This is a genomic window from Acinetobacter sp. Ac8, assembly GCF_055392545.1.
Map to the genome: position 1 here is coordinate 349,797 of NZ_AP043689.1, position 24,954 is coordinate 374,750.

Annotated in this window: 25 protein-coding genes and 1 pseudogene; 17 read left to right on the forward strand and 9 right to left on the reverse strand. The window is 38.5% G+C overall.

Features of this window, described 5'->3' with window-relative positions; genetic code table 11:
* The first annotated feature begins 39 nt into the window (after positions 1-39).
* Both ACZ5QH_RS01665 and ACZ5QH_RS01670 read left to right on the forward strand, forming a co-directional pair.
* Positions 40-399, forward strand: coding sequence for a pilin (locus ACZ5QH_RS01665; protein ID WP_303577646.1), 360 nt, complete (start codon positions 40-42; stop codon positions 397-399).
* Positions 400-453: 54 nt separating this feature from the next.
* Entirely contained in the window at positions 454-2,103 is a 1,650-nt protein-coding gene (locus ACZ5QH_RS01670) for an O-antigen ligase family protein (protein WP_303577647.1), read from the forward strand.
* 112 nt (positions 2,104-2,215) lie between these two features.
* Here ACZ5QH_RS01670 and bfr read toward each other — a convergent pair whose 3' ends face one another.
* From bfr to gmk, 6 genes are all read right to left on the reverse strand, one after another.
* Positions 2,216-2,680 (reverse strand): heteropolymeric bacterioferritin subunit Bfr, encoded by a 465-nt coding sequence (gene bfr / locus ACZ5QH_RS01675; protein ID WP_303577648.1) that lies wholly within the window; start codon positions 2,678-2,680, stop codon positions 2,216-2,218.
* Positions 2,681-2,998: 318 nt separating this feature from the next.
* A complete protein-coding gene (locus tag ACZ5QH_RS01680) occupies positions 2,999-3,193 on the reverse strand; it encodes a bacterioferritin-associated ferredoxin (RefSeq protein ID WP_004718308.1) in 195 nt (64 codons plus the stop codon).
* Between the two features lie 187 nt (positions 3,194-3,380).
* Complete coding sequence (locus tag ACZ5QH_RS01685; protein ID WP_004718306.1) at positions 3,381-3,764, reverse strand: RidA family protein; 384 nt, start codon at positions 3,762-3,764, stop codon at positions 3,381-3,383.
* A gap of 93 nt (positions 3,765-3,857) precedes the next feature.
* Complete coding sequence (locus ACZ5QH_RS01690; protein WP_096732769.1) at positions 3,858-5,969, reverse strand: RelA/SpoT family protein; 2,112 nt, start codon at positions 5,967-5,969, stop codon at positions 3,858-3,860.
* 212 nt (positions 5,970-6,181) lie between these two features.
* Positions 6,182-6,463: a DNA-directed RNA polymerase subunit omega gene (gene rpoZ / locus ACZ5QH_RS01695; protein WP_004718302.1), complete on the reverse strand. Its 282-nt coding sequence runs from the start codon at positions 6,461-6,463 to the stop codon at positions 6,182-6,184.
* A gap of 121 nt (positions 6,464-6,584) precedes the next feature.
* Positions 6,585-7,205, reverse strand: a complete 621-nt coding sequence (gmk, locus tag ACZ5QH_RS01700) for a guanylate kinase (protein ID WP_034617459.1) — start codon at positions 7,203-7,205, stop codon at positions 6,585-6,587.
* A gap of 134 nt (positions 7,206-7,339) precedes the next feature.
* Here gmk and ispH point away from each other — a divergent pair, with 134 nt between their 5' ends.
* From ispH to rplS, 12 genes are all read left to right on the forward strand, one after another.
* Complete coding sequence (gene ispH, locus ACZ5QH_RS01705; protein WP_056516662.1) at positions 7,340-8,290, forward strand: 4-hydroxy-3-methylbut-2-enyl diphosphate reductase; 951 nt, start codon at positions 7,340-7,342, stop codon at positions 8,288-8,290.
* A gap of 141 nt (positions 8,291-8,431) precedes the next feature.
* Positions 8,432-8,914, forward strand: a complete 483-nt coding sequence (locus ACZ5QH_RS01710; RefSeq protein ID WP_303577649.1) for a GspH/FimT family pseudopilin — start codon at positions 8,432-8,434, stop codon at positions 8,912-8,914.
* A complete protein-coding gene (pilV, locus tag ACZ5QH_RS01715) occupies positions 8,911-9,426 on the forward strand; it encodes a type IV pilus modification protein PilV (RefSeq protein WP_004818639.1) in 516 nt (171 codons plus the stop codon). Before ACZ5QH_RS01710 ends, pilV begins: the two co-directional genes overlap by 4 nt.
* Position 9,427: 1 nt before the next feature.
* Positions 9,428-10,324 (forward strand): PilW family protein, encoded by an 897-nt coding sequence (locus ACZ5QH_RS01720; protein ID WP_303577650.1) that lies wholly within the window; start codon positions 9,428-9,430, stop codon positions 10,322-10,324.
* On the forward strand, positions 10,321-11,127 hold the full coding sequence (locus tag ACZ5QH_RS01725; RefSeq protein WP_303577651.1) for a pilus assembly PilX family protein: 807 nt from the start codon (positions 10,321-10,323) through the stop codon (positions 11,125-11,127). Before ACZ5QH_RS01720 ends, ACZ5QH_RS01725 begins: the two co-directional genes overlap by 4 nt.
* 13 nt (positions 11,128-11,140) lie before the next feature.
* On the forward strand, positions 11,141-15,073 hold the full coding sequence (locus tag ACZ5QH_RS01730) for a pilus assembly protein (protein ID WP_303577652.1): 3,933 nt from the start codon (positions 11,141-11,143) through the stop codon (positions 15,071-15,073).
* Positions 15,057-15,599 (forward strand): type IV pilin protein, encoded by a 543-nt coding sequence (locus tag ACZ5QH_RS01735; protein WP_303577653.1) that lies wholly within the window; start codon positions 15,057-15,059, stop codon positions 15,597-15,599. Before ACZ5QH_RS01730 ends, ACZ5QH_RS01735 begins: the two co-directional genes overlap by 17 nt.
* Positions 15,600-15,603: 4 nt before the next feature.
* The gene (locus ACZ5QH_RS01740; protein WP_303577654.1) at positions 15,604-16,032 is read left to right on the forward strand and encodes a type IV pilin protein; all 429 of its coding nucleotides are present in this window, start codon (positions 15,604-15,606) and stop codon (positions 16,030-16,032) included.
* Between the two features lie 145 nt (positions 16,033-16,177).
* Positions 16,178-16,435 carry a 30S ribosomal protein S16 gene (gene rpsP / locus ACZ5QH_RS01745; RefSeq protein ID WP_004718284.1) on the forward strand — a complete coding sequence of 86 codons (258 nt, stop codon included), beginning with the start codon at positions 16,178-16,180 and terminating at the stop codon, positions 16,433-16,435.
* 27 nt (positions 16,436-16,462) lie between these two features.
* The gene (gene rimM, locus ACZ5QH_RS01750; RefSeq protein ID WP_004718282.1) at positions 16,463-17,011 is read left to right on the forward strand and encodes a ribosome maturation factor RimM; all 549 of its coding nucleotides are present in this window, start codon (positions 16,463-16,465) and stop codon (positions 17,009-17,011) included.
* A gap of 42 nt (positions 17,012-17,053) precedes the next feature.
* Entirely contained in the window at positions 17,054-17,794 is a 741-nt protein-coding gene (trmD, locus tag ACZ5QH_RS01755; protein WP_004818651.1) for a tRNA (guanosine(37)-N1)-methyltransferase TrmD, read from the forward strand.
* 272 nt (positions 17,795-18,066) lie between these two features.
* Positions 18,067-18,438 carry a 50S ribosomal protein L19 gene (gene rplS / locus ACZ5QH_RS01760; protein WP_004718278.1) on the forward strand — a complete coding sequence of 124 codons (372 nt, stop codon included), beginning with the start codon at positions 18,067-18,069 and terminating at the stop codon, positions 18,436-18,438.
* A gap of 332 nt (positions 18,439-18,770) precedes the next feature.
* Here the strand turns inward: rplS and ACZ5QH_RS01765 are convergent, their stop codons facing one another.
* The 3 genes and pseudogenes from ACZ5QH_RS01765 to ACZ5QH_RS01775 all read right to left on the reverse strand — a co-directional run bounded on the left by ACZ5QH_RS01765 (position 18,771) and on the right by ACZ5QH_RS01775 (position 22,400).
* Complete coding sequence (locus ACZ5QH_RS01765) at positions 18,771-19,739, reverse strand: lipase family alpha/beta hydrolase (RefSeq protein WP_303577655.1); 969 nt, start codon at positions 19,737-19,739, stop codon at positions 18,771-18,773.
* A gap of 263 nt (positions 19,740-20,002) precedes the next feature.
* Positions 20,003-20,977, reverse strand: a pseudogene (locus ACZ5QH_RS01770) (esterase/lipase family protein).
* Positions 20,978-21,365: 388 nt separating this feature from the next.
* On the reverse strand, positions 21,366-22,400 hold the full coding sequence (locus tag ACZ5QH_RS01775) for a lipase secretion chaperone (RefSeq protein ID WP_303577656.1): 1,035 nt from the start codon (positions 22,398-22,400) through the stop codon (positions 21,366-21,368).
* 138 nt (positions 22,401-22,538) lie between these two features.
* Here ACZ5QH_RS01775 and truB point away from each other — a divergent pair, with 138 nt between their 5' ends.
* From truB to ACZ5QH_RS01790, 3 genes are all read left to right on the forward strand, one after another.
* Complete coding sequence (gene truB / locus ACZ5QH_RS01780; protein WP_303577657.1) at positions 22,539-23,444, forward strand: tRNA pseudouridine(55) synthase TruB; 906 nt, start codon at positions 22,539-22,541, stop codon at positions 23,442-23,444.
* Between the two features lie 116 nt (positions 23,445-23,560).
* Positions 23,561-24,328 carry a sulfite exporter TauE/SafE family protein gene (locus ACZ5QH_RS01785; RefSeq protein WP_004718268.1) on the forward strand — a complete coding sequence of 256 codons (768 nt, stop codon included), beginning with the start codon at positions 23,561-23,563 and terminating at the stop codon, positions 24,326-24,328.
* A 163-nt stretch (positions 24,329-24,491) separates the two neighbouring features.
* Positions 24,492-24,953, forward strand: a complete 462-nt coding sequence (locus ACZ5QH_RS01790; RefSeq protein WP_004818663.1) for a hemerythrin domain-containing protein — start codon at positions 24,492-24,494, stop codon at positions 24,951-24,953.
* Position 24,954 lies beyond the last annotated feature (1 nt).

The following is a 24,954-nucleotide window of genomic DNA, read 5'->3' on the forward strand; positions in this document are numbered from 1 at the left end:
CCAGCTTTTAAAGCTGGTTTTTTTATACAAAGATAGATTATGAAATTTAAAACAAATGGGTTTACCCTGATCGAGGTCATGATTGTTGTTGCAATTATTGGTATTCTTACTGTAATTGCTTTTCCAACATATATTAAGTATCTTAAGAGATCCGAAATTAATGCCTGTTTAGCTGAAGCAAATGCCTATACAAATATGGTGTATTTGATTTTAAATAGTCCTGATAAAGAGCAAGCTATTCCTGTTGCTGATAATTCTGCATGTGTGAAAATTACAGATGCATCTTCATGGAACGAGACAACAACAAATCTGATAATTGAAGCAAAAAGTAAAAATTCAACAAAAGTCGATATCCGTTGTGACTTGAATAAAGGCGCAAACTGTACAATCATTCCTTAAACAAAAAATGTTAGAAACGTTATAATAGGCTCAGTTTTTCTATTCACTTTTCCTATGCAAGCCATCCCTTATCTTCTTTCAGCTTTATTGCTTTTATTTGCTTGGCTTTTACCGATCCATAAAATGCCTTGGACAACCTTTGGTAGTGAAGCTTTGACTTTTCTATCTGCTTTAGTGTTGCTTAGTGCTTTTCTAAATAAAGATTTAAAAATTTCAAAACCGCAACTGCTTATATTGCCTGTATTGGCAATCCCATTGATTCAATGGGGCTTTGGTGAGATTCTGTATTTAAGCAATGCATTGCTTTGTACAGCCTATATTGCGATGTTTTGGTTGATGCTGGTTGTTGGTTATAGCTTGGCAGTGGGTGAAAAAGGTCAAAGAGAACAAGTCTTTAAACTATTTAGCCTTGTGGTTTTTACGGGTGCGGTACTTTCAAGTTTTATTGCAATGACCCAGTGGTTGGGTGTAAACGAATATTTTAGACCTTTGGTGAATCAGCTCAATGGCAATCGTCCATATGCAAACTTTGCCCAGCCGAATAATCTGGCGACGTTTATGTGTATGGGGGTATTTGCATGTTTATATTTTTATGAAAAGAAAATACTACCAAATTACATACTTGGGCCATCCACTTTTATTTTTCTATTGACCATTGCACTAACTCAATCACGAACTGCTTGGGTGGTATGTTTGTTCACATTGATTTATTTGACGATCAAGCAATTCGGTCAAACTAAGCGCTTTGGGTTTGTAAAATTACTCGCATGGTGTGGTGTGTTTATTGCGTTGATTACATGCTTGCCGATGCTGAATCAGTGGATTGTATCTGTATCAACCCAAGACGTAGCACAAGCAAATTCAGTGGTCGAGAGAGCAACATCAGGTTATCTCCGTTTAGATATGTGGAATCAAGCCCTAGTCGCGATTTCAGAAAAGCCATGGTTTGGTTATGGCTGGAACCAAACGGGGATGGCACAAATCGCCGCTTTTGATTTATACCCATCACATGAATGGTATAAAACTGCACATAACGTGATTTTGGATTTGCTGATTTGGAGTGGTATCCCGATTGGTGGATTGATTATTGTTTATATGGCATGTTGGTTGTATTGGTTAAATAAAGGCATTAAAGATGCAGTTTCAATTGCAGCGGGATTGATGGTCTGTGCCATTTTGATTCATGCTCTATTGGAATACCCAATTCACTATGCATACTTCTTACTTCCTTTAGGTTTTTTATTGGGGATCATCCAAGCACAATATCCTCGCTTGCCTACAGTCAACTTAAAGTCTTCGGTTACAGTAAGTATTATTGTGATTGGTTTGGTCTTGGTGGGCGTGATTTATCGAGACTATATTTTATACCGCCAACAAAGCATATTCGTAAATAAGAAAACACCGTTAAGTGCTTCACAGCAAGCAGTGATGAATCAAGATATTTTGTTGCTGACGCAATTTAAAGAACGTGTCTGGTGGATTGGCTTTAATCCATATAGCAAAATGTCGGATCAGCAGTTGCAATATATGGGACGTATGGTAGCGAACTTAGCGTCAGCCTATGATATTCAGAAATATGCACAGGTTTTGGCTTTTAATGGTAAAAAAGTTGAGGCTGAACATCAATTATGGATTCTAAAGACACTGCATGGGCAAGAGAAATCATATCAGGAGCTATTACCTGTTTCTGTTGTGGGAAAATAATGCCATTTCATAAAAGTGCATTTTGATGACTGTACTTTTTGCATTGCCACATTTTGAAATGCAATAAAAAATCCCCCAATCAATTAGGGGGATTTTTTGTGATCTTTCAAAATTATAGTCGGCTTTGAATATAATTTTCGATACCAACACTTTCGCTTAGATCCAGTTGGGTGGTTGTCCAATCCCAAAACTCTTCTTCTTTCTCAAGAATTTCTTGAACAAGATCACGAGTCACATAATCTAAGTTGCTTTCTGCGAGTGCAACTGCTGTTTTTAATGCATCAATGTTTTCTTTTACTTTACGTACATCACAGTTTAAAACTTCAACTGTATGTTGGCCAATGTATAGCTTGCCTAAATGTTGAAGGTTCGGTAAGCCTTCTAAGAAAAGAATACGTTCAATGATCTTATCCGCGTGCTTCATTTGGCGAATAGATTCTTTGTATTCAGCCGAACCAAGTTTCTCGATTCCCCAATCATTAAACATACGCGAGTGTAAAAAGTATTGGTTAATCGCAGTCAAATGATGATAAAGCACTTGATTGAGCTGATTAATTACGTCTCGATTGCCTTGCATATGGTTAAAACTCCATTCTAATTTTTTACCTTAACGTGAATTTAAACTGAGTCATTGAAATTTAATGATTAAGGTAATTTGATATGGCTCTATATTAATCAACTTTCTGCAGGGTTACGAGTAGTTTATGGAACGGCAAATGAAAATCGCAATCAAAAACAATAGGGATGTCGTTTTGGCTAAAAGAGATTGATTGAAAAAACGAACCCGCTTTGAGTCGAAGCGGGGGAGGAGAATGATCTGGGGATCATTAAAAAACTTATTTATTGTCGTTATAAATCTGAACTTATTTTTATGTTTGAATTTTTAAATTAAAAGCTACGCGGCAACAGAAATACGTGCTGCAATCAGCGATAGCTCTTCATTGATAATGCTTTTTGCTTCAGGAGCACAGCGACCACAGCACGTGCCTAAGTCTAATAATTCACGTACTTCACGGTAGCTCTCTGCACCATTTGCCATTGCATCTTTGATATCTTGATCTGTAATACCACGACATAAACAAACGTACATGAAACTCAACCCTAAGGTTAAATGCGATATCTAATATTATTGATAATTGTTATCATTTGTCAATGAAATTCATTTGAAATCTCATTAATCTTTATTGGCTTTTTGAATAAAAAAATACCACCTGATCGGTAGTATTTAATTTTATTTTTTAAATTATTTAAAATCAAACAATTAGTTTTGGCTGCTATTATTGAGGAATAATCACAATACCATCCATTTCAACCAATGCATTTTTAGGTAAAGAGGCAACACCTAAAGCTGCACGTGCAGGATAAGGTTGAGCAAAGTATTCGCCCATGATCTGGTTGACCAATTGAAAATTGGATAAATCGGTAAGAAAAATATTGAGCTTTGCAATATCTGCTAAAGACCCGCCAGCAGCTTCACAGACTGCTTTTAAATTATCAAAAACACGTCGAATTTGTGCTTCAATGCCTTCAACCAATTCCATGCTATATGGATCTAAGCCAATTTGCCCTGAAAGATATAATGTGTTGTCTACTAAAATGGCTTGTGAATAAGTACCAATTGCAGCAGGGGCATTTTCAGTATGGATCACTTGGCGGGACATTGATTTCTCCTTGATTTCAAATCATTTCATCATAAAGCATGAATGGCATGCAAAGTGCATCGAAGATTATCGATAAACATTACAGGTCTTAATTTAGCACGCTTTTGCTTTTAGCGTCTCATTAATTGAAACTGGCATAGACATTCGACTAATACGAGGAAAACCAAATTGCATACGGAGTTCACGAATGATTTGCGCAATTTGTTTACGATTATTCACCACGATATTCACATAGGTTTTATCTTCATGAGAGCGTACTGATTCAACCCCAGTTTTTGCTTTACGACATAAGTAAATCAATTCTGAAATTTGTTCATCGGTTAAAATAAGATCAATACTCAAATAAGCATTAAAGTTCACATCTTCTTCTTCTTCCGATGTCCACTGTAAAGACATGATATTTTCAGGATGTAAATGTTGTTCATGCAATAAGTTATGACAGCGTGCACGATGCACAATTAAGCCACGACGGGATAAATGTCCTTGAATCGGATCTCCCAAGACTGGGTTACAACAGTGTGCATATTTTACATCGACACCATCTGTACCTTGGATGAGGCGATTTGAAGCATGTTCTTCAGTGGCTTTAGATTGGGCAAATAAATGGTTAGCGACCAGTTGTGGTAGTAGGTCTCCCACTGCAATTTGTTCAAATAAAGTGTCTTTATCGGGCACATGACGCCACTCTAATAGATCTTTCCAATCCGCTTCGGATAAGTCTTTGGTCGAGCGATTAAACAGTTTTAAAGCACGATTGAGCGCTTGTTGCCCCACTAGGCGTTGTTCATCTGGATCTTGATCACGCAAGATATTTTGAATCGCACGGCGCGCTTTTTGGGTATTAATAAAGCTTAACCAGTCTGGGTTTGGCGTTGCCAATACATCGGTAATGACTTCAACCACCTGACCACTGACCAAAGGGGTTGAAAGCGGTTTAATTTCACCATTGATTTTAGCACCCACCGCATGGTTGCCTAAAAATAAACTCGCTGAATAAGCAAAATCAACGGCTGTAGCGCCTTGCGGTAATTCATGTAGCTGTCCATGTGGGGTGTAGACCCAGATCTTTTCTTGATGTAAATAATCAAGTAGATCGCTAAATGTGGTTTTTGCACATTCACCACCGACAAGAAGATCTAAATTCTTCATCGATGCTTGGATCGCAGAACGGCAAGCTTGTGGCGCATTTTCACCGAGGACCACACCAAAGCGTGCAGCTTTACGCATCAGTTCGGTTTGAATGGTTAAGGACAACGTGGTACGTTCACCTTTGAGTTTGATCATTAAAGACTGATTTCCGCCTGGTAATGGGCGACGGATATGGTCTTCATAGTCGATGACTTGGAAATTTTCACGTAAGGCATCGACCAAGCGATCACAATCCGCAATGCTTTGTAAAACAATTTCAAAAGCATGGCTATGGGTGAGCTCTTGTAAGTCGATTTCATTTTTTACAAAGTGGCGTAACAGTTCGATATTATTGTTTTTCTTTTTGATGCGCCCTTGAATATTATAATTATTGAGTAATTCAGCTAAATTTTGTTCCCAAACCGATTGATATTTACAGCGCTCTGGTTTGGTTTTGAGTAAATTTTCTTGTACATCATTGTACATATCGAGATCTAGGTTTTGATAGCACAGATGTTCTAAGTTATCTGCCATCTCATTCATTCCTACAAGTCGTGCCATAGGAACAAAGATATCAAAAGTTTCTTGTGCGATGCGTGCACGTTTATCTGGCCGTAAAGCGCCTAGAGTCGTCATATTATGATAACGATCGGCGAGTTTGATAATAATGACACGCGGGTCTTGTAAGGTGGCTTGAAGAATTTTACGGAAAGACGCAGCTTTATTATATTCTTTATCGCTGGAATGACTCAGTTTGGTGACCCCATCGACCAATTCAGCCACGGTTTTACCAAATTTTTCAGTGATATCTTCTTTGGTGAAATCTGTATCTTCAATCACATCATGCAATAAGGCTGCCATGAGCGTTTCGGCATCCATACGCATATGTGCCAAAATACAACTCACCGCAATCGGGTGTAAAATATAGGGTTCACCACTTTTACGTGTAATACCATCATGCGCAATATCAGCATAATCACAAGCCACAAGTACTCGCTCGACATCACTTGGTTTTAAGTACGCGTCGATAATTACATTCAACTGTTGCTTGGATTGGCTGACCTGTTGGCCTGGCATAGAACACCTATCTTAAATTACAAATTTGAAATATTTTTCCTAATGCTTTAATGAAAAGCATATTGAGCCGCTTGTCAATTTCTAGACATCAAATATATCTATTTTTTTTAACAAATATTTTGAATTTTGTCGATTGATTGGCAAAACTTTTTGCAAAATAATTGAAATAAAAAAGCCTAGTTGAAAAACTAGGCTTTTTTCAAAGGCTTAGCTTACTGGAAAGAAAAACCTTCAAGATTAAGATTGTTTGCTGATAAAGCAAGGTCAAGACTAGACGTTTGGTAATCTTGATCACGTTGCTTCAAGATATCTTTAGTCACATGACCAATCGCAATTTCACGTAATGCAACAACAGTCGGCTTGTCATTGTCCCACTCAACAGTTGGTTCAATGCCTTGGCGTGCCAATTGACGCGCGCGTTTGCTTGCCACTAGTACAAGCTCAAAGCGGTTGTCTACATGGTCTAAACAATCTTCAACGGTTACGCGTGCCATAAGAATTCTCGTTTGAATACAAATTTTTTAAATAGACTGTGCAGTATAAAATGCTTTCATCATAGACTCAAGTTTTAATCGAAGCTTATTTAGAAAGCATTTAGATCATAAGTATTTAGATCTAAGATTGTGGTGTAATCAGTTTGGTAATTAAAGCCTGATGACGATTTGCCTGTTGATCTATTTTTAAGCGATTGGCATTAATAACAGATTCCAAATCATGTAACGCTTTATTGAAATCATCATTGATGATGATGTATTCAAAGTTGACATATTGTTGCATGTCTTCCACTGCACAACTTAAGCGATGTTCAATAACTTCAACAGAGTCTGTGCCACGATTTGAGAGACGTTGGCGTAAATCAAACTGTGTTGGAGGAAGAATGAAAATTTGTTTAGATTCAGGAAAAAGTTTACGAACTTGCTCAGCACCTTGCCAATCGATCTCAAGTAGCACATCATGGCCTTTCGCCAATTGGTCTTTTACAGTTGCTTGCGCAGTACCATAATAATTACCAAAAACTTCTGCATACTCAATAAAACCACCTTGATTGACTTGATCAAGAAAGTTTTCTTTAGAGGTGAAATGATAATGAACACCGTCGAGTTCGCCAGGTCGCTGACCACGAGTCGTATGTGAAACAGAAACGTGTAAATTGCTCACACGCTCAAGTAGCGCTTTAACGAGAGATGTTTTGCCTGTTCCTGATGCCGCAGAAACGACAAACAATAGACCCGACATGATATTTTTCCTGATATGATAAAATATCTTCTCTATTTTAGAGTAGAGCGCAGACAAACAAAACAGTTTTTACACATTGTTTGTGTTTAATCGCTAAAATATATCCAACCATTGAAGTGAGCATTGAGGGTTTTATGGAAATTGTATTGGCTAATCCGCGTGGATTTTGTGCAGGTGTAGATCGTGCAATTGCCATCGTCAATCGTGCGCTTGAATGTTTTAATCCACCTATTTATGTCCGTCATGAAGTGGTTCATAACAAATTTGTGGTTGACGATTTACGTCAGCGCGGCGCAATTTTTGTGGATGAGTTAGATGAAGTGCCTGACGATAATATTGTTATTTTTAGTGCACATGGCGTGTCAAAGGCCGTCCAACAAGAGGCAGAGCGTCGTGGTTTAAAAGTATTTGATGCAACTTGCCCATTGGTTACCAAAGTACATATTGAGGTCACGAAATATGCACGTGAAGGAACCGAAGCAATTTTGATTGGCCATGAAGGGCACCCAGAAGTTGAAGGGACTATGGGGCAGTATGACAAAAAGAATGGTGGTGAAATTTATCTGGTTGAAGATGAAGAAGATGTCGCTTCCTTAACAGTACATCATCCTGAAAAAATAGCATTTGTGACCCAAACAACTTTATCTATAGATGATACGGCCAAAGTGATTGATGCTCTGCGAAATAAATTCCCTCAAATTCAAGGGCCTCGTAAAGATGATATTTGCTATGCTACGCAAAACCGCCAAGATGCTGTGCGAGATTTAGCAACACAATGTGATGTGGTGTTGGTGGTTGGCTCTCCAAATTCGTCGAATTCAAATCGTTTACGTGAGTTGGCTGAGCGGATGGGGAAACATGCCTATCTGATCGATAACGCAGATGAGTTAAAACAGGAATGGTTTAACTCAAACCATAAGATTGGTGTTACAGCAGGGGCATCTGCACCTGAGATTTTAATTAAGCAAGTGATTCAACGGTTACAGGACTGGGGCGCGACAGCACCACAAGAGTTAAATGGTCGTGAGGAAAATATCACATTTAGCCTGCCAAAAGAGCTACGGATTCATGTAACGCAAGCTTAAATTTAAACTTTATTTTTTAAGCAGATAGCTGAGATTTCAGTTATCTGCTTTTTTATGCCTTTTATCCAACTTGTATTGGTTTTGTAAGTATTTAAGTTATGATTTTTAATAGGGTAGCGTTTTGTTGCAATGGGGGGAGCAATGCAAAAAAATCGAGGATTCACCTTAATTGAGTTGATGGTGACGATTGCTGTTTTGGCGATTGTTGCGTCGATTGCAGCGCCTTCATTTTCAGAGAATATTACCAGACAAAATTTAGATAATAGTGCTAAAGAAATACTCTTTGCACTAAATGAGGGGAGAAGTAGGGCAGTTGCGTTGCGTTCAACTGTTGTGGTCTGCCCAAATAAAGACAATGCGGGTACGCAAATTACGGCAAAACAATGTGTAACAAAAACTATTGCTAATGCGGATAGTGATAAATTTATTGCTCAAAATAGAGTAATTCTTGCAAATATAGCAGACAGTACAAATGTAACATCAACAGTATCAGGGGTAGTTTTTTTACCCATGGGTAATGTTGAAAGTGTAAAAACATTTACTTTGTGTGCAAAAAGTAAGTCTAAAAGTATTACTGTCGCTTCTACTGGTGCATCTGATATTTCATTAGGAACTTGTTCATGAAAATTATAAATAAGCAAGCAGGTGTTGGAATGGTTGAGGTATTGGTGGCTTTAGTGTTACTTGCTATAGGTGTTTTGGGTTTTGCTGCTTTACAACTCAAAGCGGTAGAGGCGGGTGAAGAAGCGCTGCTTAGATCTCAAGCGACATTATTATTGAGAGGTTTAACTGAAAGCATTCGCGCTAATCCAAATGGACAATCTTTTTACCCTGCAAAAGTACAAAGTTATGCAGGGATTACGAGTAGTCCAAGTGAGCCCAAATCATGTATTGATACAACATGCACTGCTGAACAAATGGCTACTTATGATGCATTTTTAGTTGCAAGATCTGCTTCTAATGTTGGAATAAATATAACGATGGCGACTTGCCCTGGTATTCAATCTACAAACCGGCAGTGTCTATTCGCGGGTTGGAATGGAACAAAATTTTCTGCCGGGAATTATACAGCCTGTATGAATTCTTCTGGAATATATGTAAATAATGCCAAATGCCTCATGATGGAGGCTTATTAGTATGAAAAATCAATTACAAAAAGGTTTTACTTTAGTTGAACTTATCGTTGCCCTAGCTTTAGGATTAATCATTAGTGCTGCTGCTCTACAACTATTTACAGGTGGCCTGATCACGACTCGCTTACAACAAGCAGGTGCTGAGTTGCAAGATAGTGGTGTTTTTGGGTTGGAATATATGGCGCATGATATAAGACTTGCGAATTATGGGAACACAAATAATCCAGAGTTAAATGATAAAACCAATCAAGGTGGTGTTGTTTTAACCAGTGGAGCAACTGGAAACGTTAATTTACCTATTGCTTTGGATACAAAGTTTTTAACGACTGCAGGCGGGGTGTCAAATGTAAATGCGGCAAGTGATCAATTAACAATTTTATTCATAGCGCCAAATAAAATGTTTAATTGTGAAGGGGCTGAAGTTGCAGCAGGGGAATATATTCTTCAACGTTATTTTTTACGTAAGGATGATAATGGTCAGAATGATACAGACTATGCACTGGCTTGTGATGCAAATACACCACCAGCGACATCTATTGCTCAAATTAAGGGGATGGGTGAACGTAGTCAAATCATCATGCCCCGTGTAGATCATTTAAGATTTTATTTAGGTACACAAAATAATAATAAAACAAATCTAAGCTATTACTCGATTGATAAATATATGAGTGAGGCCAAAACTGCAGCAGCTGCAAATAAAAAACCACCAAGAGTTGTCTCAATTAAAGTTGGAGTACTAGTCCGTTCAAAAGATGATACGAAAAGTACGTTAATTGATCCTACAGCAAGTATAAATTTTTTAAATGAAGTGGTTAAGTTAAAAAATACAAGCAGCAAGTATTTAAGACGTGAATACACAACAACAATAGCATTAAGAAATGCGATGGGAGAGCCACTATGAGTAAAATATTATTGGCTTCGTCCCAAAGAGGGGCAACCTTGATTGTTGTTTTATTCATGCTGATACTTATTACTTTGATTGGTGTTTTTGCTATTCGTACTGCAATGACATCATTGAACATTGCAACAAATACACAGGTGGGGCAGTTCTTAAGTCAAACTGCAGATACTCCTTTAAATCAATTTTATACATCAGATTTATCCAAAATGGTGGACTTAAGCGGGGTCGTGGGCTTTGCCTTGCAAGATAGTAAATTAGAGCCAGGCAATGAGTATATTTTTTGTTATAGACCTACCTCAAAAGTAAAGTTTGGTGCATCACAAAGTGTCGCAACACTTCGCCCACCAGCAAATAAAACTGCAAAACCAACAGTTGCCTCAGGTGGTTCAGCTGCATTTTGTGATTTAACAAAAGATTTTGGGAGTAATAGGGAGGCTGTGGTCACTCAAGTTGCAATAAAAATTCCAAATGATGCAGTCACCGATTTACCACCAGGTGCTTTATTGGGTGAAGGAACAAACGTAAGTGCGGGAACGATTCTACCCAAAAATGTAGTCGAGCAACAAAGAGTAAGAGTAACGACAACCTCTATTTTTCCAGCATTCGCTAAAGACATTAAAGCTGCACAAGCTTGTATAGGCGTTGATAGCGCTAATCCTGGTTATATTAGTGATAATACTGATGTGGAAACGAAAGATTTTAAAACTATTGCAAATTGTTTAGTGGATTTAGGAGTTCCTGTAAATAGCCAAACACAAGAGTTCAATTTGCAAACATTATTTACACAAACTGAAAAGCCTTGATTTGGGGATGAAAATGAGAAATTTAATTAAAAATGCCTCACTGATAAAGAAAGTTCGGCATGTAAAAAAACAAAAGTTAAGTGCTTTTTGTCTGACCTTTGGCTGTACGTTTGTGTTTGTTTCAGGAGTTGTTCAAGCGACTGATTTACAAATTTATGCTGCACCTTCAGCTGGGCAAAAAACAATTATCATGATGCTAGACACATCTGGAAGTATGGGGCCTGTAAATAGTTCTGGTTATAGTTATCGTGATGATTATAATTTAAATTGTGGAACAAGCTCACAAACTGCTTTAGCAACATCAGTTTCAAGTCTATCTGGTCTCACAAACAATAGAGCATATAGAATTAGCTCAGGAACAAATCCAAGCTATGATCGAAATTTCTGTTATGTTTCTTCGAGCTCAGCATCTACTTCTGTTAAAGATGAAGTGTCAGGATGCGAGCAAATTAAAAACACTAATGGAACTATAACAGGATATCAGTGTCTTGATCGACTCACACGATTAAAAGACGGTATGTTTAAGCTACTAGAAAGTGACGATAGTGTCGCGAATACTTTAATCAAGGATAGTACAGCAAAACTTTCTGCAACTTATATTGGCGTAGGAAATTTTTCTTCGAATGGAGACGGGCAGTCAGGTCAAATTTTAGTTCCTGCGAAGAAATTAGGTGAAATTGGAAGCTCTCAAAGATTATCTTTGAAGAATGCCATTGCTGGCTTATCTGCAAGAAATGGAACGCCATCAGCAAATGCATATGCTGAAGCAGCCAGCTACTTACTTGGCACTACAACTAATGCTAATTTACAACGTTATTTTAAAATCAATAATTCTAGCTCTTATGCAGAGTGTGATTCATGGGATACAGATGGTACATGTATTGGAAGATGGAATGGTTGGTATAGTAATTTTAATTCATCTAATACAACTTTAGGAGAGGCTGGGCGGGTTGGTAATTATAATGGATATTACTATTATACGGACAATCCAGATTCTGGTTTCAATAATTCGGTTATAATAGATACTAGAAATTCATCAAACTATTTATCACCATTGCCAAGTGATGCAAATAAAGCATCTTGTGACGGTCAAGGTATATACTTTTTGTCAGATGGTGTTGCTAATAATACTAGTGATGATCGTGCTTTATCATTGATGAAAAAATCTTTAGATTCAAAAAGCTCTTTATTTTCCTGTACAAATGAAATTCCGAATGCAGATTCTGGAAGCGCATGGCGTTGTATGGGCGCATATTCTAAGTCTTTGTTTGATCCATCTAAAAACCCAATGCAACGTTCAATTCAAACGGCCTTTGTTGGTTTTGGTAGCACATTTTTTACTAATAACATTTTAACTGCTAACCAAGATACACAAAATGCTTGCCGTATAAGTTCACGTGCATATAAAGATGCTGCAACAGGGGCAGCTCCAAATGATAAATGTTCTCCTGGTTATGGAGGTGCATTGACAATACCATCGCCTACAGCGAATAACTCAGGTACAGGTCGAACAGATGGTTATAATTATGATGGTGGTTTTGGTAATGGTGGTTTTTTTCAAGCATCAAAATCAATTGATGTCACCAAAAGTGTAATCCAGTTTATTAACTCACTGGGAGATACTCCACCAGATCCTTTGTCAACCGGTGCTATTTCAGTGCCAGTTGATGCCTTGAATCCAAATGGTTTTCAACCATATGGATATTTACGTGCTTTAAAACCTGATCCAGGGAAAAATTATTTAATCTGGCAAGGTAATTTAAAAAAGTATGGAATTAATGGCGGAGCCTTAAAAGACGGATCAACAACAATTTTTAATGATCTTGGCGCATTAAATAAAAATACCAAAGACCTTTTTAATGCTTCAAATTCATTTGATTTAGGTCTTGTTGAAAAAGGTGGAGTTTATTCAAAATTAGCTTTGCCAACAACAGATAATCCTAATTTATTTAGACCCTTATTTACAGACGTATCTAGTGTAAATAATGGGAAACTTGTAAAAATCTCTGCAAAAGATAGCAATTTATTGGCTGTGACAAATAAACCAATTGCAAATAATGCTGCATTATTGACGGGGTTTAAGACACAAGCTGTCGTAAAAGATTTTTCAACTCCGCTTAAGATAAAAATATTAAATTATCTTGGTTATGATTTAGATTTGGCAACAACGACAACTTTACCAGATATATTAAATCCACCAAGCTCCCCTTTTACAGCAATGGGGGGGAGTATTCATTCATTACCTGTTCAATTGACCTATTCTGGCGATTTAGACGGAAATGGTGATTTAACATCAGTACGCTCACAATCTGTGCTCTATTCCAGTATGGAAGGAGGTTTACGCGTTGTTGATGCATCAACAGGTGCTGAACAAATGGTTTTTGTTCCAGCAGATATCTTAGAAAAAGATAATGCTTCAAGTGCCTTACGCAGAAGTGAAGCAGGTGATGCCACTTATGGAATAGATGGTGCATGGGTTGCCGATCCAGCATACGAATTTGGCACAAGCTCAAACACAACATCTGTGAGAGCGAAGCAGATGAATGTGTATGGTGGTATGCGGATGGGGGGGACAAGTTATTACGGATTAAATGTACTGAATCCTAATTCACCAAAATTTTTATTTAGAATTGGACCTGATTTAGGTGGGAAATATGCACGCATAGGGCAAACATGGTCTAAACCTGTACTTGCAAATGTACGTTATGGCGATAAATTCAAACGTGTGATGATCATCGGTGGTGGTTATGATATATGCTATGAAAATCCAAGATTTAAATTAAATACTGCAAATCCAACGGAGTATGGTGGTGCTGCCTGTAAGAAAGCACAAGCAGATGGTAATGCTGTCTATATGATAGATGCGAATGATGGTTCTGTTCTGTGGTATGCAAGTAATGCAGGCGCAGATTCTAATAATGCGGCTATGACGCATAGTATTGTGAGTCGTATAAGTACTGTTGATCGTGATGGTGATGGTCTGGTTGATCATCTTTATTTTGGTGATTTAGGTGGGCAAGTATTTAGAGCCGATTTAAATAATGCAAAAGGAACACCTGCTTCTGGATTTGGTAAACGGGTTGTAAGACTGGCAAATCTAGGCAGTACAACACTAACCGATGGAGACCAACCACGCTTCTATCAACCGCCAACCTTAACAAAGCATACCCAAGGTTCAGACACTTTTATTCTAGTTGGGATTGCTTCAGGTGATCGTAGTACACCTTTAGATGTAACGCCATTAACTGGACGAGAAGGAATCTTACCTGCAAAAGCAATACCAAACAGACCTATGAATAATGTTTATGGGTTAATTGATCGTGATTTTAGTAATAAGGCATTAATGACGATTGCAGATAGTGATTTAAAAACAGTTAATTTAGTCCTGACAGATTTAAAGAAAAATCCGCAAACGCTATCTGGGGCAATTGCATCAAGCTTTTTTCCATATAATAAAACAGGATTACAAGGTTGGTATCGTTCTCTTTCTAGCGATTATACGGGAAATGATGTATCAGGAAGAACATCAGGTGGTATAAAGGCGTTTGAAGAAGAACCTATTGCTTTAACTAACTATTTATTTGTACCTACATATGATCCAGAAGGAACTGGTGTGGCACAACAAGATCCATGCAAACCACGCATTGTCGGTGAAAGTAATACCCAACAGTTCTGTTTGCCATATGGTGTATGTTTGAAATTAGATGGTACAAAGGATATAGATGAAGATAAAAAGTCAGGCTTTCAAATTCTGAATGGTAAAAATACAAATGTTATTGGGGCGGGTATCCGAGGGATTACTTTAGGACCTGGTGAAAACTCAAATAAACCAAATAGTTGTGGAAGTTTAACCATGCTTGGAAATATTCAAGGCTCTGGTAAATGGGAATGTACCCGCATTCTAAATCCGATACGGTGGTATGAAAAATATGTTTCAGCAAGCTAAGTTCGAAACTAATTTGCCTACTGACATTTACAGTAAGCAATCAAGTGCTCAATCTGGTTTTACTTTGATTGAAGTAATGGTCGTTGTCATAATTATTGCCATTTTAGCTGCCGTAGCCTTTCCAGCCTATACAGAGTATACCCGTAGGGCTTCAGCATCCGCTGCTCAACAAGAAATGCAAAAGATTGCTGAGCAATTAGAACGCTATAAAGCCAAAAATTTCACTTATAAAGGTTTTGATCCTAATTATATTTATGGTGTATCTGAAGCAATGACTGAAATTGTATTGCCAAAAGGAGCAAGTGGTGATCAGGTAAAATACACAATCACCCTACAAGATCCAATAAGTGGGAAACAATTGTCTTCAAAGGATGATGCAAATAGAGGTCGAAATTGGGCAATCAAAGCTGAAAGTACTGATGTTAAAAACTATAACTTACTTATGACGAGCGAAGGGATTCGTTGTAAAACCAAAGACAGTGTTACTTTTACAGCTTGTACAGGTAGTGAGATTACATCATGGTGAAAGTATGAAGCAGAAAGGATTTACATTGGTTGAGTTATTAATTGTTGTGGCAATTATAGGAATTTTAGCTGCAATAGCTTATCCGTCATATCAAGAATATATTGCTCGAACAAACCGAGTTGATGCACAAAGTGAAATGCTTCAAATTGCCCGAAATTTATCCAATTATAAAATGGCGAAAGGGACATTTAAAGATGCCAAATTGGAAAATGGAGCATTTGAAGAAGATTATCCAAGTGTTGGAGAAGCAAAATATAAAGTTAAATTAGAAGTTTCTAAAGATAATTTAACTTGGTCTTTAAATGCTGCTCCAATAGCGGGTTCTCAGCAAGCCGGAAATGGTGATGTCGGATTAGATAGCCAAGGCCAAAAATGTTGGAGCAAAGGTACCACTTGCACCCCATCAGCAACCACAAATTGGGACGGTAAATAAAAATTAAATTCAAAATTGCGGATAAATAAAATTTGATCTTCCTTTCATGACAAAGATAACGTAAAATATTGCCCTCTATGAAAGGGGTTTGAAATGTATCGATGGTCGGTACAAGGATAATCCGTAAAAACTATAAGGTTCTATCATGGTTGTAATTCGTCTAGCACGCGGTGGTGCTAAAAAACGTCCGTTCTATCAAGTAATCGTAACTGATAGCCGCAATGCGCGTGACGGTCGTTTCATCGAACGTATTGGTTTCTTTAACCCTACAGCTCAAGGTAAAGCAGAAAAACTTCGTTTAGATGCTGATCGTTTTGCTCACTGGGTTGCTCAAGGCGCTCAACCGTCTGAACGTGTTGCTTCTTTAGCTGCTCAAGCTAAGAAAGCTGCAGCTACTGCATAATTAAATCTTTAATTAGGCAGTAAGCCCATGACACCAGCACAGAATGTGCCCGAAGATCGTATTCAGATTGGACAGCTACGTTCAGCATATGGATTAAATGGGTGGCTCTGGGTCTATTCCAATACAGAACCTATGAGCAACATATTTGACTACCTTCCTTGGTACATTGAGACCAAAGCAGGTTGGCAAATTGTAGACGTAAAACGTTGGAAACCACATGGTAAAGGCTTGGTTGTTTCGTTGAAAAGTGTGAGTGATCGCACTGCAGCAGACAGCTTAGTTGGCGCGAATGTTTGGATTTCAAAATCGCAACTGCCTCAAGCAGGCGTGGACGAGTATTACTGGTCTGATTTAAAAGGTCTAATCGTATTAGGTCTGAATGAAGAAGAACAGGAAGTAAATCTTGGTCAAATCCACGAATTGTTTGAAACAGGCGCCAATGATGTCATGGTTGTTCGTGCAACAGCAGATAGCATCGATGGCGAAGAGCGAATGATTCCATGGCATAAAGATGTGGTACAACGCGTTGATCTCGAAGCTGGTCGTATCTATGTCAATTGGGGCGTAGATTTCTAATCCGATAAGGATTGGCGCAGCAGGAAAATAGAGGAGTCTGCGATGTTTTTTGCAGTCATTACGCTTTTTCCTGAAATGTTTGAAGCGATTACAGCGTACGGAATTAGCGGGCGAGCGGCAAAGCGTGACATTGTACAAGTTCATTGTATCAATCCGCGAGAATTTGCTGAGGGTAACTACAAACGAGTGGATGAACGCCCATTTGGTGGTGGTCCTGGTATGGTGATGATGGCTGAGCCGTTGGCAAAAGCAATCCACCATGCAAAAGAGCTTGCAAAGCAAGCAGGTGCAGTTCATGTTCCTGTGGTGTATATGTCACCACAAGGGCAGACCTTAAATGAACCTGCAGTACAACAATTTGTTGAATATGACGGATTAATTGTGCTGTGTGGACGTTATGAGGGGGTTGATGAGCGTTTGATCCAAAAATATGTTGATCAGGAATGGTCGATTGGAGATTACGTATTATCAGGCGGTGAACTCCCTGCGATGGTTTTATTGGACAGTATTATTCGACGTTTGCCGAATACCATGTCAGATGAACAATCCGCAGTGCAGGACTCATTTGTGGATGGTCTTTTAGATTGCCCACAATATACCAAGCCAGATCATTTTGAAGGTTTGGATGTTCCTGAAGTACTTAAGTCAGGGCACCATGCCAATATTGAGAAATGGCGGTTTTTGCAACGCTATCAACGCACTTTAGAACGGCGACCTGAGTTGGTGGAAAAAGTTGAGTTGACCAAGCAGCAAAAAAAATGGCTAAAAGATGAGCGAGGGTAGGCAAGCATTGATTATGTTTGTTTCAACGCACGTCAGAAGCTGTACTTCTTATCAGGAATACAACAATTCATCATTGTTGTCCTGCGGAATGTGAGTTCCATAAGAAGTCGGCTTCGAGAAAATACTTATGATTAAGTACTTATATTAGGCTCTTTATTGATCTGAATAACATCAGCAATAAAGGGAAAGATAAACGGGTTGATACGCGATTTAGCCTCTATCCCCAGCGGTTGTGCAGACCTCTTCTGTCCCGCAAAACGGAGATTCCCACAATGAGTGGTAAACATCCTTTAGTTCAAGCAATTGAAAACCAACAGTTAAAAACTGACCTCCCAACTTTTGCTCCTGGTGACACAGTTATCGTTCAAGTAAAAGTAAAAGAAGGTGATCGTGAGCGTCTTCAGGCTTTTGAAGGCGTAGTTATTGCGAAGAAAAACCGTGGCTTGAACTCTGCGTTCACAGTACGTAAAATTTCTAGCGGTGTTGGTGTTGAGCGTGTATTCCAAACTCACTCTCCAATCGTTGCTAAAATCGAAGTGAAACGTCGTGGTGACGTTCGTCGTGCTAAGCTTTATTACCTACGTGAATTGTCTGGTAAAGCTGCGCGTATTCGTGAGAAATTACCAGCGCGTAAACAAGGTTAATTTTAACTTTGCTTTACAGCTAAAAAATGCGCCATTTGGCGCATTTTTTGTTTCTTGCTAAAGGTTAGGGGCTGTTGACATTTCATAAATGGCTTGCGTTGTAGGTTAAAATTGAGCAGGCAAGGCAGGAAACGAAGAGAATAGCGAGACTATTTTCGAGTTTCATAACGAAGGCTGAGATAATTTTAGCCACAACCCTTCGGGACTTGTGTGTTTTTTGCCGCTACGTTGTTACGAACTACTTATTTAGAATGACTAAATTTCATATTTCGTGCCTAGTATCGCCTAAAAAACACACGTAGTCGCAAACGTAGACGAATTGTCAACAGACCCTAAAGTCCTTGTAGTTTTAGGCGATTGGTATGTTCACGATAGACTTGTACTGGGTCTGGTGAAAAAATTGCACGCAATCCTAAAATTTGATTGACCTCATCTAAGTGATTCCAACGATAATCATCACGAATCGTTTTGCCAAATTTAGCACTACATCGTGGAACTAAACCATCATTATCACGACCAGCATTAATTAATAAACTTGTGCCAAGTAGAGCAGAATCCAAGTCTAAAAGATTTGTGACGGCGGTATTGCCCGTAAATGAATAGAATTGAATCCCTTTTTCTTGATAAGCCCCTTCACCACAAGCTGTGGTGCCAACGCCCATCGGGAATTTACTGTTAAATAGCGCAGAACCTTCAATGGTGAGGCTTTTCCCACCTGCTAACGCATCATGAGGAAGTTCTTTCGGGTTGAGACCTTGCGCCCAGACAATTGCTTTTGAAAATAAATTGACCACACTCACCAATGGACCTTGAAGTGGCGTGCCTTCTATACTTAAGATAACGTTTGCAACAGGGCTACCTTTTTGTGGTGAACCAACAGCAGTCACAGATGCAACTTGCATAGGCATGATGCCTGCGACATAGCGGCTGGTTGGACCACCATGCGAATGTCCGATCAGATTGACTTTTTGACTGCCGGTAATTGCCAGAATCTCTTCCACTTGCTGAGCCAATTGCTCACCACGGACTTCAGTAGAATTAAAGGGTGATACTCGCGTAGCCCATGTATTGGCGCCGTTGCGAGCCAAATCTGGTAAAATTTGATACCAGTAGTCTAATCCTAAAACATCGCCAGCACGAATAAACCCAGCCATACCGTGCACAAATACCACAGGATATTTGGTTTTTGCATAGTCCGAGTTTACTTTACTGACAGTCACTTTTTGCGCATTATTAGATGCATATGCGGTTGATAATGTACTCGCCAGCAGTAGACTCGCGATAATACGTCCATATTTCATGTTAAAACTCCATCTATTTTATTATTGGGCGATTTACATACCTCAATTTTAAATGTATTGAGTGTAAAGCCTCGATTCTGATCATGTTTGCAGGAACGCAAACTTTAACTTCTTTGTTTTTTTAAATCTCATATCAAATCAGATTCTGGAATTCGAAATTCAATACGATGTTCAATATAAAATTTGAATCCAGAATCATTTACTATTCAACTATAAAATATACTGAATGAACAGTACATTTTATCGCCTCTCATCGGCAATATTTACAAGCCTTGTAATTTCAGACGATTGGCATGTTGACGATATTGAGCAAGTGGATTCGGCGCAAAAAATAGCCCACGTAGTCCTAAAACATGATTGATTTCATCCATGTGTGTTTGACGGTAATTGTCCCGAATCACTTGCCCATAATGGGTATTGCAACGATTCATCATGCCATCATTGTCTAGATTTTTATAAGACAAAGGCGCGAGTGTAGAAATGACGCCATCCATAACATCAAAAATGTTGGTGAATTGAGCTGTACCCGTCTAAGAATAATGATAAACACCATTGGCTGTTAGTTTTTGACCATTACCACAGTCTTTGGGAATCGCAGCGCTTGGAAATTTTGCATTAAATTCAGCAGCCCCTTGTTCGCTCACACTTTGTAAAGAGTTATTTAGGCTGAGGGGGAGGGATGGATTACCTTCGAGAAGTGTAATCACAGGTGCTAAGATATATTGACTAAAAACTGTCAGAAGCGTATTTGCACCTCGGTTACTTAAAATATCATCCGCGATCTTAGAACCTTTAATTGCCCCTGCAACAGCAGTTAAAGAAGCAACTTTTGTGGGTGCAACGATTTCAATATAGCGAATTGTTGGGCCACCATGACTATGTCCAATTAGATTGACTTTGGGTGAGCCAGTCAGTGCGATGACTTCATCGACTTGCTGTAAGAGCTGTTCACCACGAAGCTGTGTCGATTCCAATGGGGAGACTTGTGTCGCATAAACTTTTGCGCCATTGCGAGCTAAATCAGGGAGGATCTGATAGAAATAATCTATGCCAAAGGATGAAGGCTCTAGACGTGTGAAACCGAACATCCCATGATTAAATACAATAGGATATTTGGTTTTTGCATAGTTTGAACTGACATAACGTGGATTTACAGTTTGTAAGCCAGATGCAGATGCAGTCATCGAACTTAATCCAATGATTAAACTCAGGGCGAAAATATTGATCTTAAATTTCATATTAAAATACTCTTGTTGTTTTTAAGTGAATTGTTGATTGACATGAAGTCTATGTTGCAAGCTAAAATTTGCTTACAACCCTTATGATCTCAAGCGATTGGCATACCATCTTTATCGTTATTGCTCTAAACCAAAGGTGCAAGTTGCATTGAAATCGTGTCAATCCCGAGCAAGTTTTTAGTTTGTGCGCGTCCTCCTTATAGGTGGTTGTTAATATTATTTTCCACTTTGTATCCGCAGACTTGAAGGTATCCCTGAGTCATAAATCTACAGAGATACTTGAGTCTGGCTTGCAAACTCAAGCCATAAAACGTGCTATAACGCATAATCTAAATATTTTTGTTTTCGCTTTTTTCATCATTTTAGCGATGTGCTATGTATTTTATGGCTAATTTGCAAAGGGTAATTTGCCTCCTTGATCATGCACAGTTTCAAAAGTTTGTAATCTGAGTTGCTCTTGTTGATTTGCAAATTGTTGTGATTTCAATTGTTCTACAGCACGCTGTTTGGCTGAATCACTCAGATTACTATTGAGGATATTGTCACGCTCAGCAAGGTATTGATTAACTTTGCCTTTCCAATCATTTCTTTGTACATCAAGCGTTTCTAAGCGTTGTGTCGCTTCAGGTCCCACCAGATTGGTACGCATTTGACGGATCTCTTGTGCAGAACCACCACGTGCTTTGATCTCTGCTGTCAGCTTTCTTAAGTCTTCAAGTTGATTAAGTTGTTGTAAATTCTCTTTCCAGTCTTCAGGGAGTTGCTCAAAAAGTTCTTTGAGTTTTTGCGCTTTTTCAGCTGCAGATAATTTTTGATTATCCATAATTTCTAAGCGGTCTACCGTATATCGGTCATAGGCATCTTGTGTGCCAAATAAGCCTTGAATTTCATAATCCGAGAAGAATTTTTTTCTTAAATTTTGAGTGTTGACTAAAATCTGCTGATAATACTTTGCGCTTTCTTTATCTGCGGTGGGTGCTTGTAAATCGCCTAATTTACTTCTGTAATCGATATAGCGTGCCCAGAGATCATTTAACTGCGATAGTAGAGGCTCTTTATAGCTGATTTTGGTATAGCTGAGAAAATCGGTTTTGATTTGCTCAATGCTTTTTTCACCATATTGGGTGATGAAATATTCAAAGCAATCTTTGGTTTGTTCATTGACAATTAAGCGATTGGAGGCATCTGCACGGATTTGGCAATTAATTTGCGTGTCTTGTTGGCTTTTGCTGGCAAAGCTCAGTGCTTCGGATGCTGGAAGTTGAGTTGAAGCCAATTGCCCCATCTGTTGTTCATGTGCTTTTTCTGAAGCTGGCGGTGTTTCAGTCGATTCTGTATTGGGTTTTAGCCAAAAAATTACGGCTAAAAGAATGATCAAGAGACTACCAATGATGATCCCAATCATTTTTTTAGATAGATCCATCTAATATTCCTACTATTTTTAGATTTTTTATTGAAAAAATAATTTGCCATAGAATTCGAAATTTCAAACAGAAAATTTGTAAAAATAGACGAATGGTTTTTGCTAAAATAGCGCATTATTCTCCGTATCCAGACCAATATGTCTTCAAAAGCTCAAAAAATACCGCGTCGCCATATCAGTGGTGTTTTTTTATTGAATAAGCCTTTAGGCATAAGTTCAAATGCGGCGCTACAAAAAGTGCGATGGTTGTACCGCGCTCAAAAGGCAGGGCATACAGGGGCGCTTGATCCTTTGGCATCTGGACTTTTACCAATCTGTTTAGGTGAAGCGACTAAATTTTCACACTATCTGTTAGATTCGACCAAGCGTTACCAAACGACAGTTCAGCTCGGGCATAGTACGACCACGGGTGATGTTGAAGGCGAGGTTTTTCTTGAAAAGGCCGTACCTGAATTAAGCCAAGACAGTATTCAACAGGTTTTGGCGCAATTTACCGGAGATATTCAACAAGTTCCGCCAATGTATTCAGCCTTAAAAAAACAAGGCCGTCCATTATATGAGTTGGCGCGTCAGGGAATTGAGATTGAACGTGAGGCACGCCCAATTCATATTTTTGCCATTGAGCTGATTGCGTTTAATCAGCACAGCCTGACCTTGGATATTACTTGCTCTAAAGGAACGTATATTCGAGTTTTGGGTGAAGACATTGCCAAAGCATTGGGAACTTACGGACATTTAACGTATTTAAATCGAACTCAAACTGGTCATTTTGATTTGATTCCGGAATATACCATTGAACATTTGGAAAGCTTGACTGAGCAAGCGCGTGAAGCTTTGTTGCTGCCTGTCTATGCACCAATTGATCATTTTCCTAAAGTTCAGGTACCTGAAGGACGTGCGGAATATTTTAGCCGCGGTATGGAAAGCAATATTGAGCATGTTGCCGAAGCTGAAATCTTGGTTTTTGATGGTGATAAATGTTTAGGCTTGGCTGAAATTACCGATAAAAAGCGTTTAGTGCCTAAACGCGTGCTAAACCTTTAATTTCGTTTCATTGTTAGAAAATAACTCAGTTTAAATCTAAGCCTGATTAAAACTAAGCAAGGTTAAGCCAAAGCGCGGTTAAGCCTCCCAGAGCCTTTAAAAGATAAGTGAATGTTATGGAATTTGATATCATCCTCAGTTTAGTGTTCTTTGCCTTTTGTGCAGGGGCAATTGATGCCGCTGTTGGAGGTGGCGGACTGATTCAAATTCCTGCATTAATGGGTGCTTTACCGCATTATCCTACCGCTACAGTTTTTGGAACCAATAAACTGGCTTCGATTTGTGGAACGGCTTCGGCTGCTTTTTCATACTTAAAACAAGTCAAAATTCAGTGGAAGCTGTTGGCAGTGATTGGAATCACTGCATTTATTAGCTCATTTGGGGGGGCTGCTTGTGTCTCACTGATCCCCCAAGAAATTTTGCGGCCATTTGTATTGTTTATGCTGATTGTGATCGCAATCTATACATTTTTTAAGAAGCAATTTGGACAAGTCCATTTTCAACAAGAAATCACGCGTAAAATGTTATTGATCGCGGGTGTTGGTGGTTTATTAATCGGCTTTTATGATGGGATATTTGGGCCAGGTACAGGCAGTTTTTTCATCTTCTATTTTATTCGTTATCTGAAAGTTGACTTCTTGCACGCATCGGCGCTTTCCAAAATTGGCAATTTCATGACCAACTTTGCTGCACTGAGTTTCTTTATTCCCACTGGACATGTGTTATTTCAATTGGGCCTGCTGATGGCTGTTGCCAATGTGTGTGGTTCATTGGTTGGTGTGAAAATGGCATTGAAATATGGCAGTGGTTTTATTCGTATTCTATTTTTGATTTTGGTCAGCATTTTGATTTGTCGCTTGGCCTATCAAATGTTTGTCGCGTAATTTGCTAGATTCTCTGGTTAATTTTTTTTGATACAAAAAAGCTTAAATTTTGTAAGGCTTTTTTTGATTTGTCTTCTAAGATTGTTGGTTTCTTGATCGAAAAATCACAAACCGAAGCAATGGAAGGTAAATATCAAATAGGATTATAAAAAGAGGGATTTAGATGAATATATTTGAGGCTTTGAGAGAAAGTCATATCATTCAGAAGGATTTGTCAGAACAATTAACGCATACCTCAGGCGATAGTCCTGAACGAAGGAAAATTTTTAATTTATTAAAAAATGAATTATTTGCTCATGCGATTGCGGAAGATCGCTATTTTTATATTCCGTTAATGATGACGGATTCTGGTTTAAATATTACCCGTTTGGCACTGGCTGAACATCATGAGATGGATGAAATATTACAATCGCTAGAACAAACAGATTTTAGTCACTCTCGCTGGTTGGTTTTGGCGAAACGATTAGCTGAAATCATCGCGCATCATATTCAACAAGAAGAGCATTCTTTTTTTCAAAAAGCGCTAAAGATTTTAGATGAAAATCAAAAATTAATCTTAGCAAAGAAGTATTTATCCGAATATAAAAAGTATAAAGCAAAAGACCTGATCCGCTTGGTTGGCTAAG

What these genes read in the sequence shown, in the direction of transcription:
- rimM (WP_004718282.1), top strand. Translation starts at nt 16,463, where the DNA reads ATGACACCAGCACAGAATGTGCCCGAAGATCGTATTCAGATTGGACAG.
- rpsP (WP_004718284.1), top strand. Translation starts at nt 16,178, where the DNA reads ATGGTTGTAATTCGTCTAGCACGCGGTGGTGCTAAAAAACGTCCGTTC.
- ACZ5QH_RS01775 (WP_303577656.1), bottom strand. Translation starts at nt 22,400, where the DNA reads ATGGATCTATCTAAAAAAATGATTGGGATCATCATTGGTAGTCTCTTG.
- ACZ5QH_RS01680 (WP_004718308.1), bottom strand. Translation starts at nt 3,193, where the DNA reads ATGTACGTTTGTTTATGTCGTGGTATTACAGATCAAGATATCAAAGAT.
- ACZ5QH_RS01765 (WP_303577655.1), bottom strand. Translation starts at nt 19,739, where the DNA reads ATGAAATATGGACGTATTATCGCGAGTCTACTGCTGGCGAGTACATTA.
- ispH (WP_056516662.1), top strand. Translation starts at nt 7,340, where the DNA reads ATGGAAATTGTATTGGCTAATCCGCGTGGATTTTGTGCAGGTGTAGAT.
- bfr (WP_303577648.1), bottom strand. Translation starts at nt 2,680, where the DNA reads ATGCAAGGCAATCGAGACGTAATTAATCAGCTCAATCAAGTGCTTTAT.
- ACZ5QH_RS01710 (WP_303577649.1), top strand. Translation starts at nt 8,432, where the DNA reads ATGCAAAAAAATCGAGGATTCACCTTAATTGAGTTGATGGTGACGATT.
- ACZ5QH_RS01670 (WP_303577647.1), top strand. Translation starts at nt 454, where the DNA reads ATGCAAGCCATCCCTTATCTTCTTTCAGCTTTATTGCTTTTATTTGCT.
- truB (WP_303577657.1), top strand. Translation starts at nt 22,539, where the DNA reads ATGTCTTCAAAAGCTCAAAAAATACCGCGTCGCCATATCAGTGGTGTT.
- ACZ5QH_RS01690 (WP_096732769.1), bottom strand. Translation starts at nt 5,969, where the DNA reads ATGCCAGGCCAACAGGTCAGCCAATCCAAGCAACAGTTGAATGTAATT.
- ACZ5QH_RS01735 (WP_303577653.1), top strand. Translation starts at nt 15,057, where the DNA reads ATGTTTCAGCAAGCTAAGTTCGAAACTAATTTGCCTACTGACATTTAC.
- ACZ5QH_RS01790 (WP_004818663.1), top strand. Translation starts at nt 24,492, where the DNA reads ATGAATATATTTGAGGCTTTGAGAGAAAGTCATATCATTCAGAAGGAT.
- ACZ5QH_RS01685 (WP_004718306.1), bottom strand. Translation starts at nt 3,764, where the DNA reads ATGTCCCGCCAAGTGATCCATACTGAAAATGCCCCTGCTGCAATTGGT.
- ACZ5QH_RS01730 (WP_303577652.1), top strand. Translation starts at nt 11,141, where the DNA reads ATGAGAAATTTAATTAAAAATGCCTCACTGATAAAGAAAGTTCGGCAT.
- trmD (WP_004818651.1), top strand. Translation starts at nt 17,054, where the DNA reads ATGTTTTTTGCAGTCATTACGCTTTTTCCTGAAATGTTTGAAGCGATT.
- pilV (WP_004818639.1), top strand. Translation starts at nt 8,911, where the DNA reads ATGAAAATTATAAATAAGCAAGCAGGTGTTGGAATGGTTGAGGTATTG.
- ACZ5QH_RS01725 (WP_303577651.1), top strand. Translation starts at nt 10,321, where the DNA reads ATGAGTAAAATATTATTGGCTTCGTCCCAAAGAGGGGCAACCTTGATT.
- rpoZ (WP_004718302.1), bottom strand. Translation starts at nt 6,463, where the DNA reads ATGGCACGCGTAACCGTTGAAGATTGTTTAGACCATGTAGACAACCGC.
- rplS (WP_004718278.1), top strand. Translation starts at nt 18,067, where the DNA reads ATGAGTGGTAAACATCCTTTAGTTCAAGCAATTGAAAACCAACAGTTA.
- gmk (WP_034617459.1), bottom strand. Translation starts at nt 7,205, where the DNA reads ATGTCGGGTCTATTGTTTGTCGTTTCTGCGGCATCAGGAACAGGCAAA.
- ACZ5QH_RS01665 (WP_303577646.1), top strand. Translation starts at nt 40, where the DNA reads ATGAAATTTAAAACAAATGGGTTTACCCTGATCGAGGTCATGATTGTT.
- ACZ5QH_RS01740 (WP_303577654.1), top strand. Translation starts at nt 15,604, where the DNA reads ATGAAGCAGAAAGGATTTACATTGGTTGAGTTATTAATTGTTGTGGCA.
- ACZ5QH_RS01720 (WP_303577650.1), top strand. Translation starts at nt 9,428, where the DNA reads ATGAAAAATCAATTACAAAAAGGTTTTACTTTAGTTGAACTTATCGTT.
- ACZ5QH_RS01785 (WP_004718268.1), top strand. Translation starts at nt 23,561, where the DNA reads ATGGAATTTGATATCATCCTCAGTTTAGTGTTCTTTGCCTTTTGTGCA.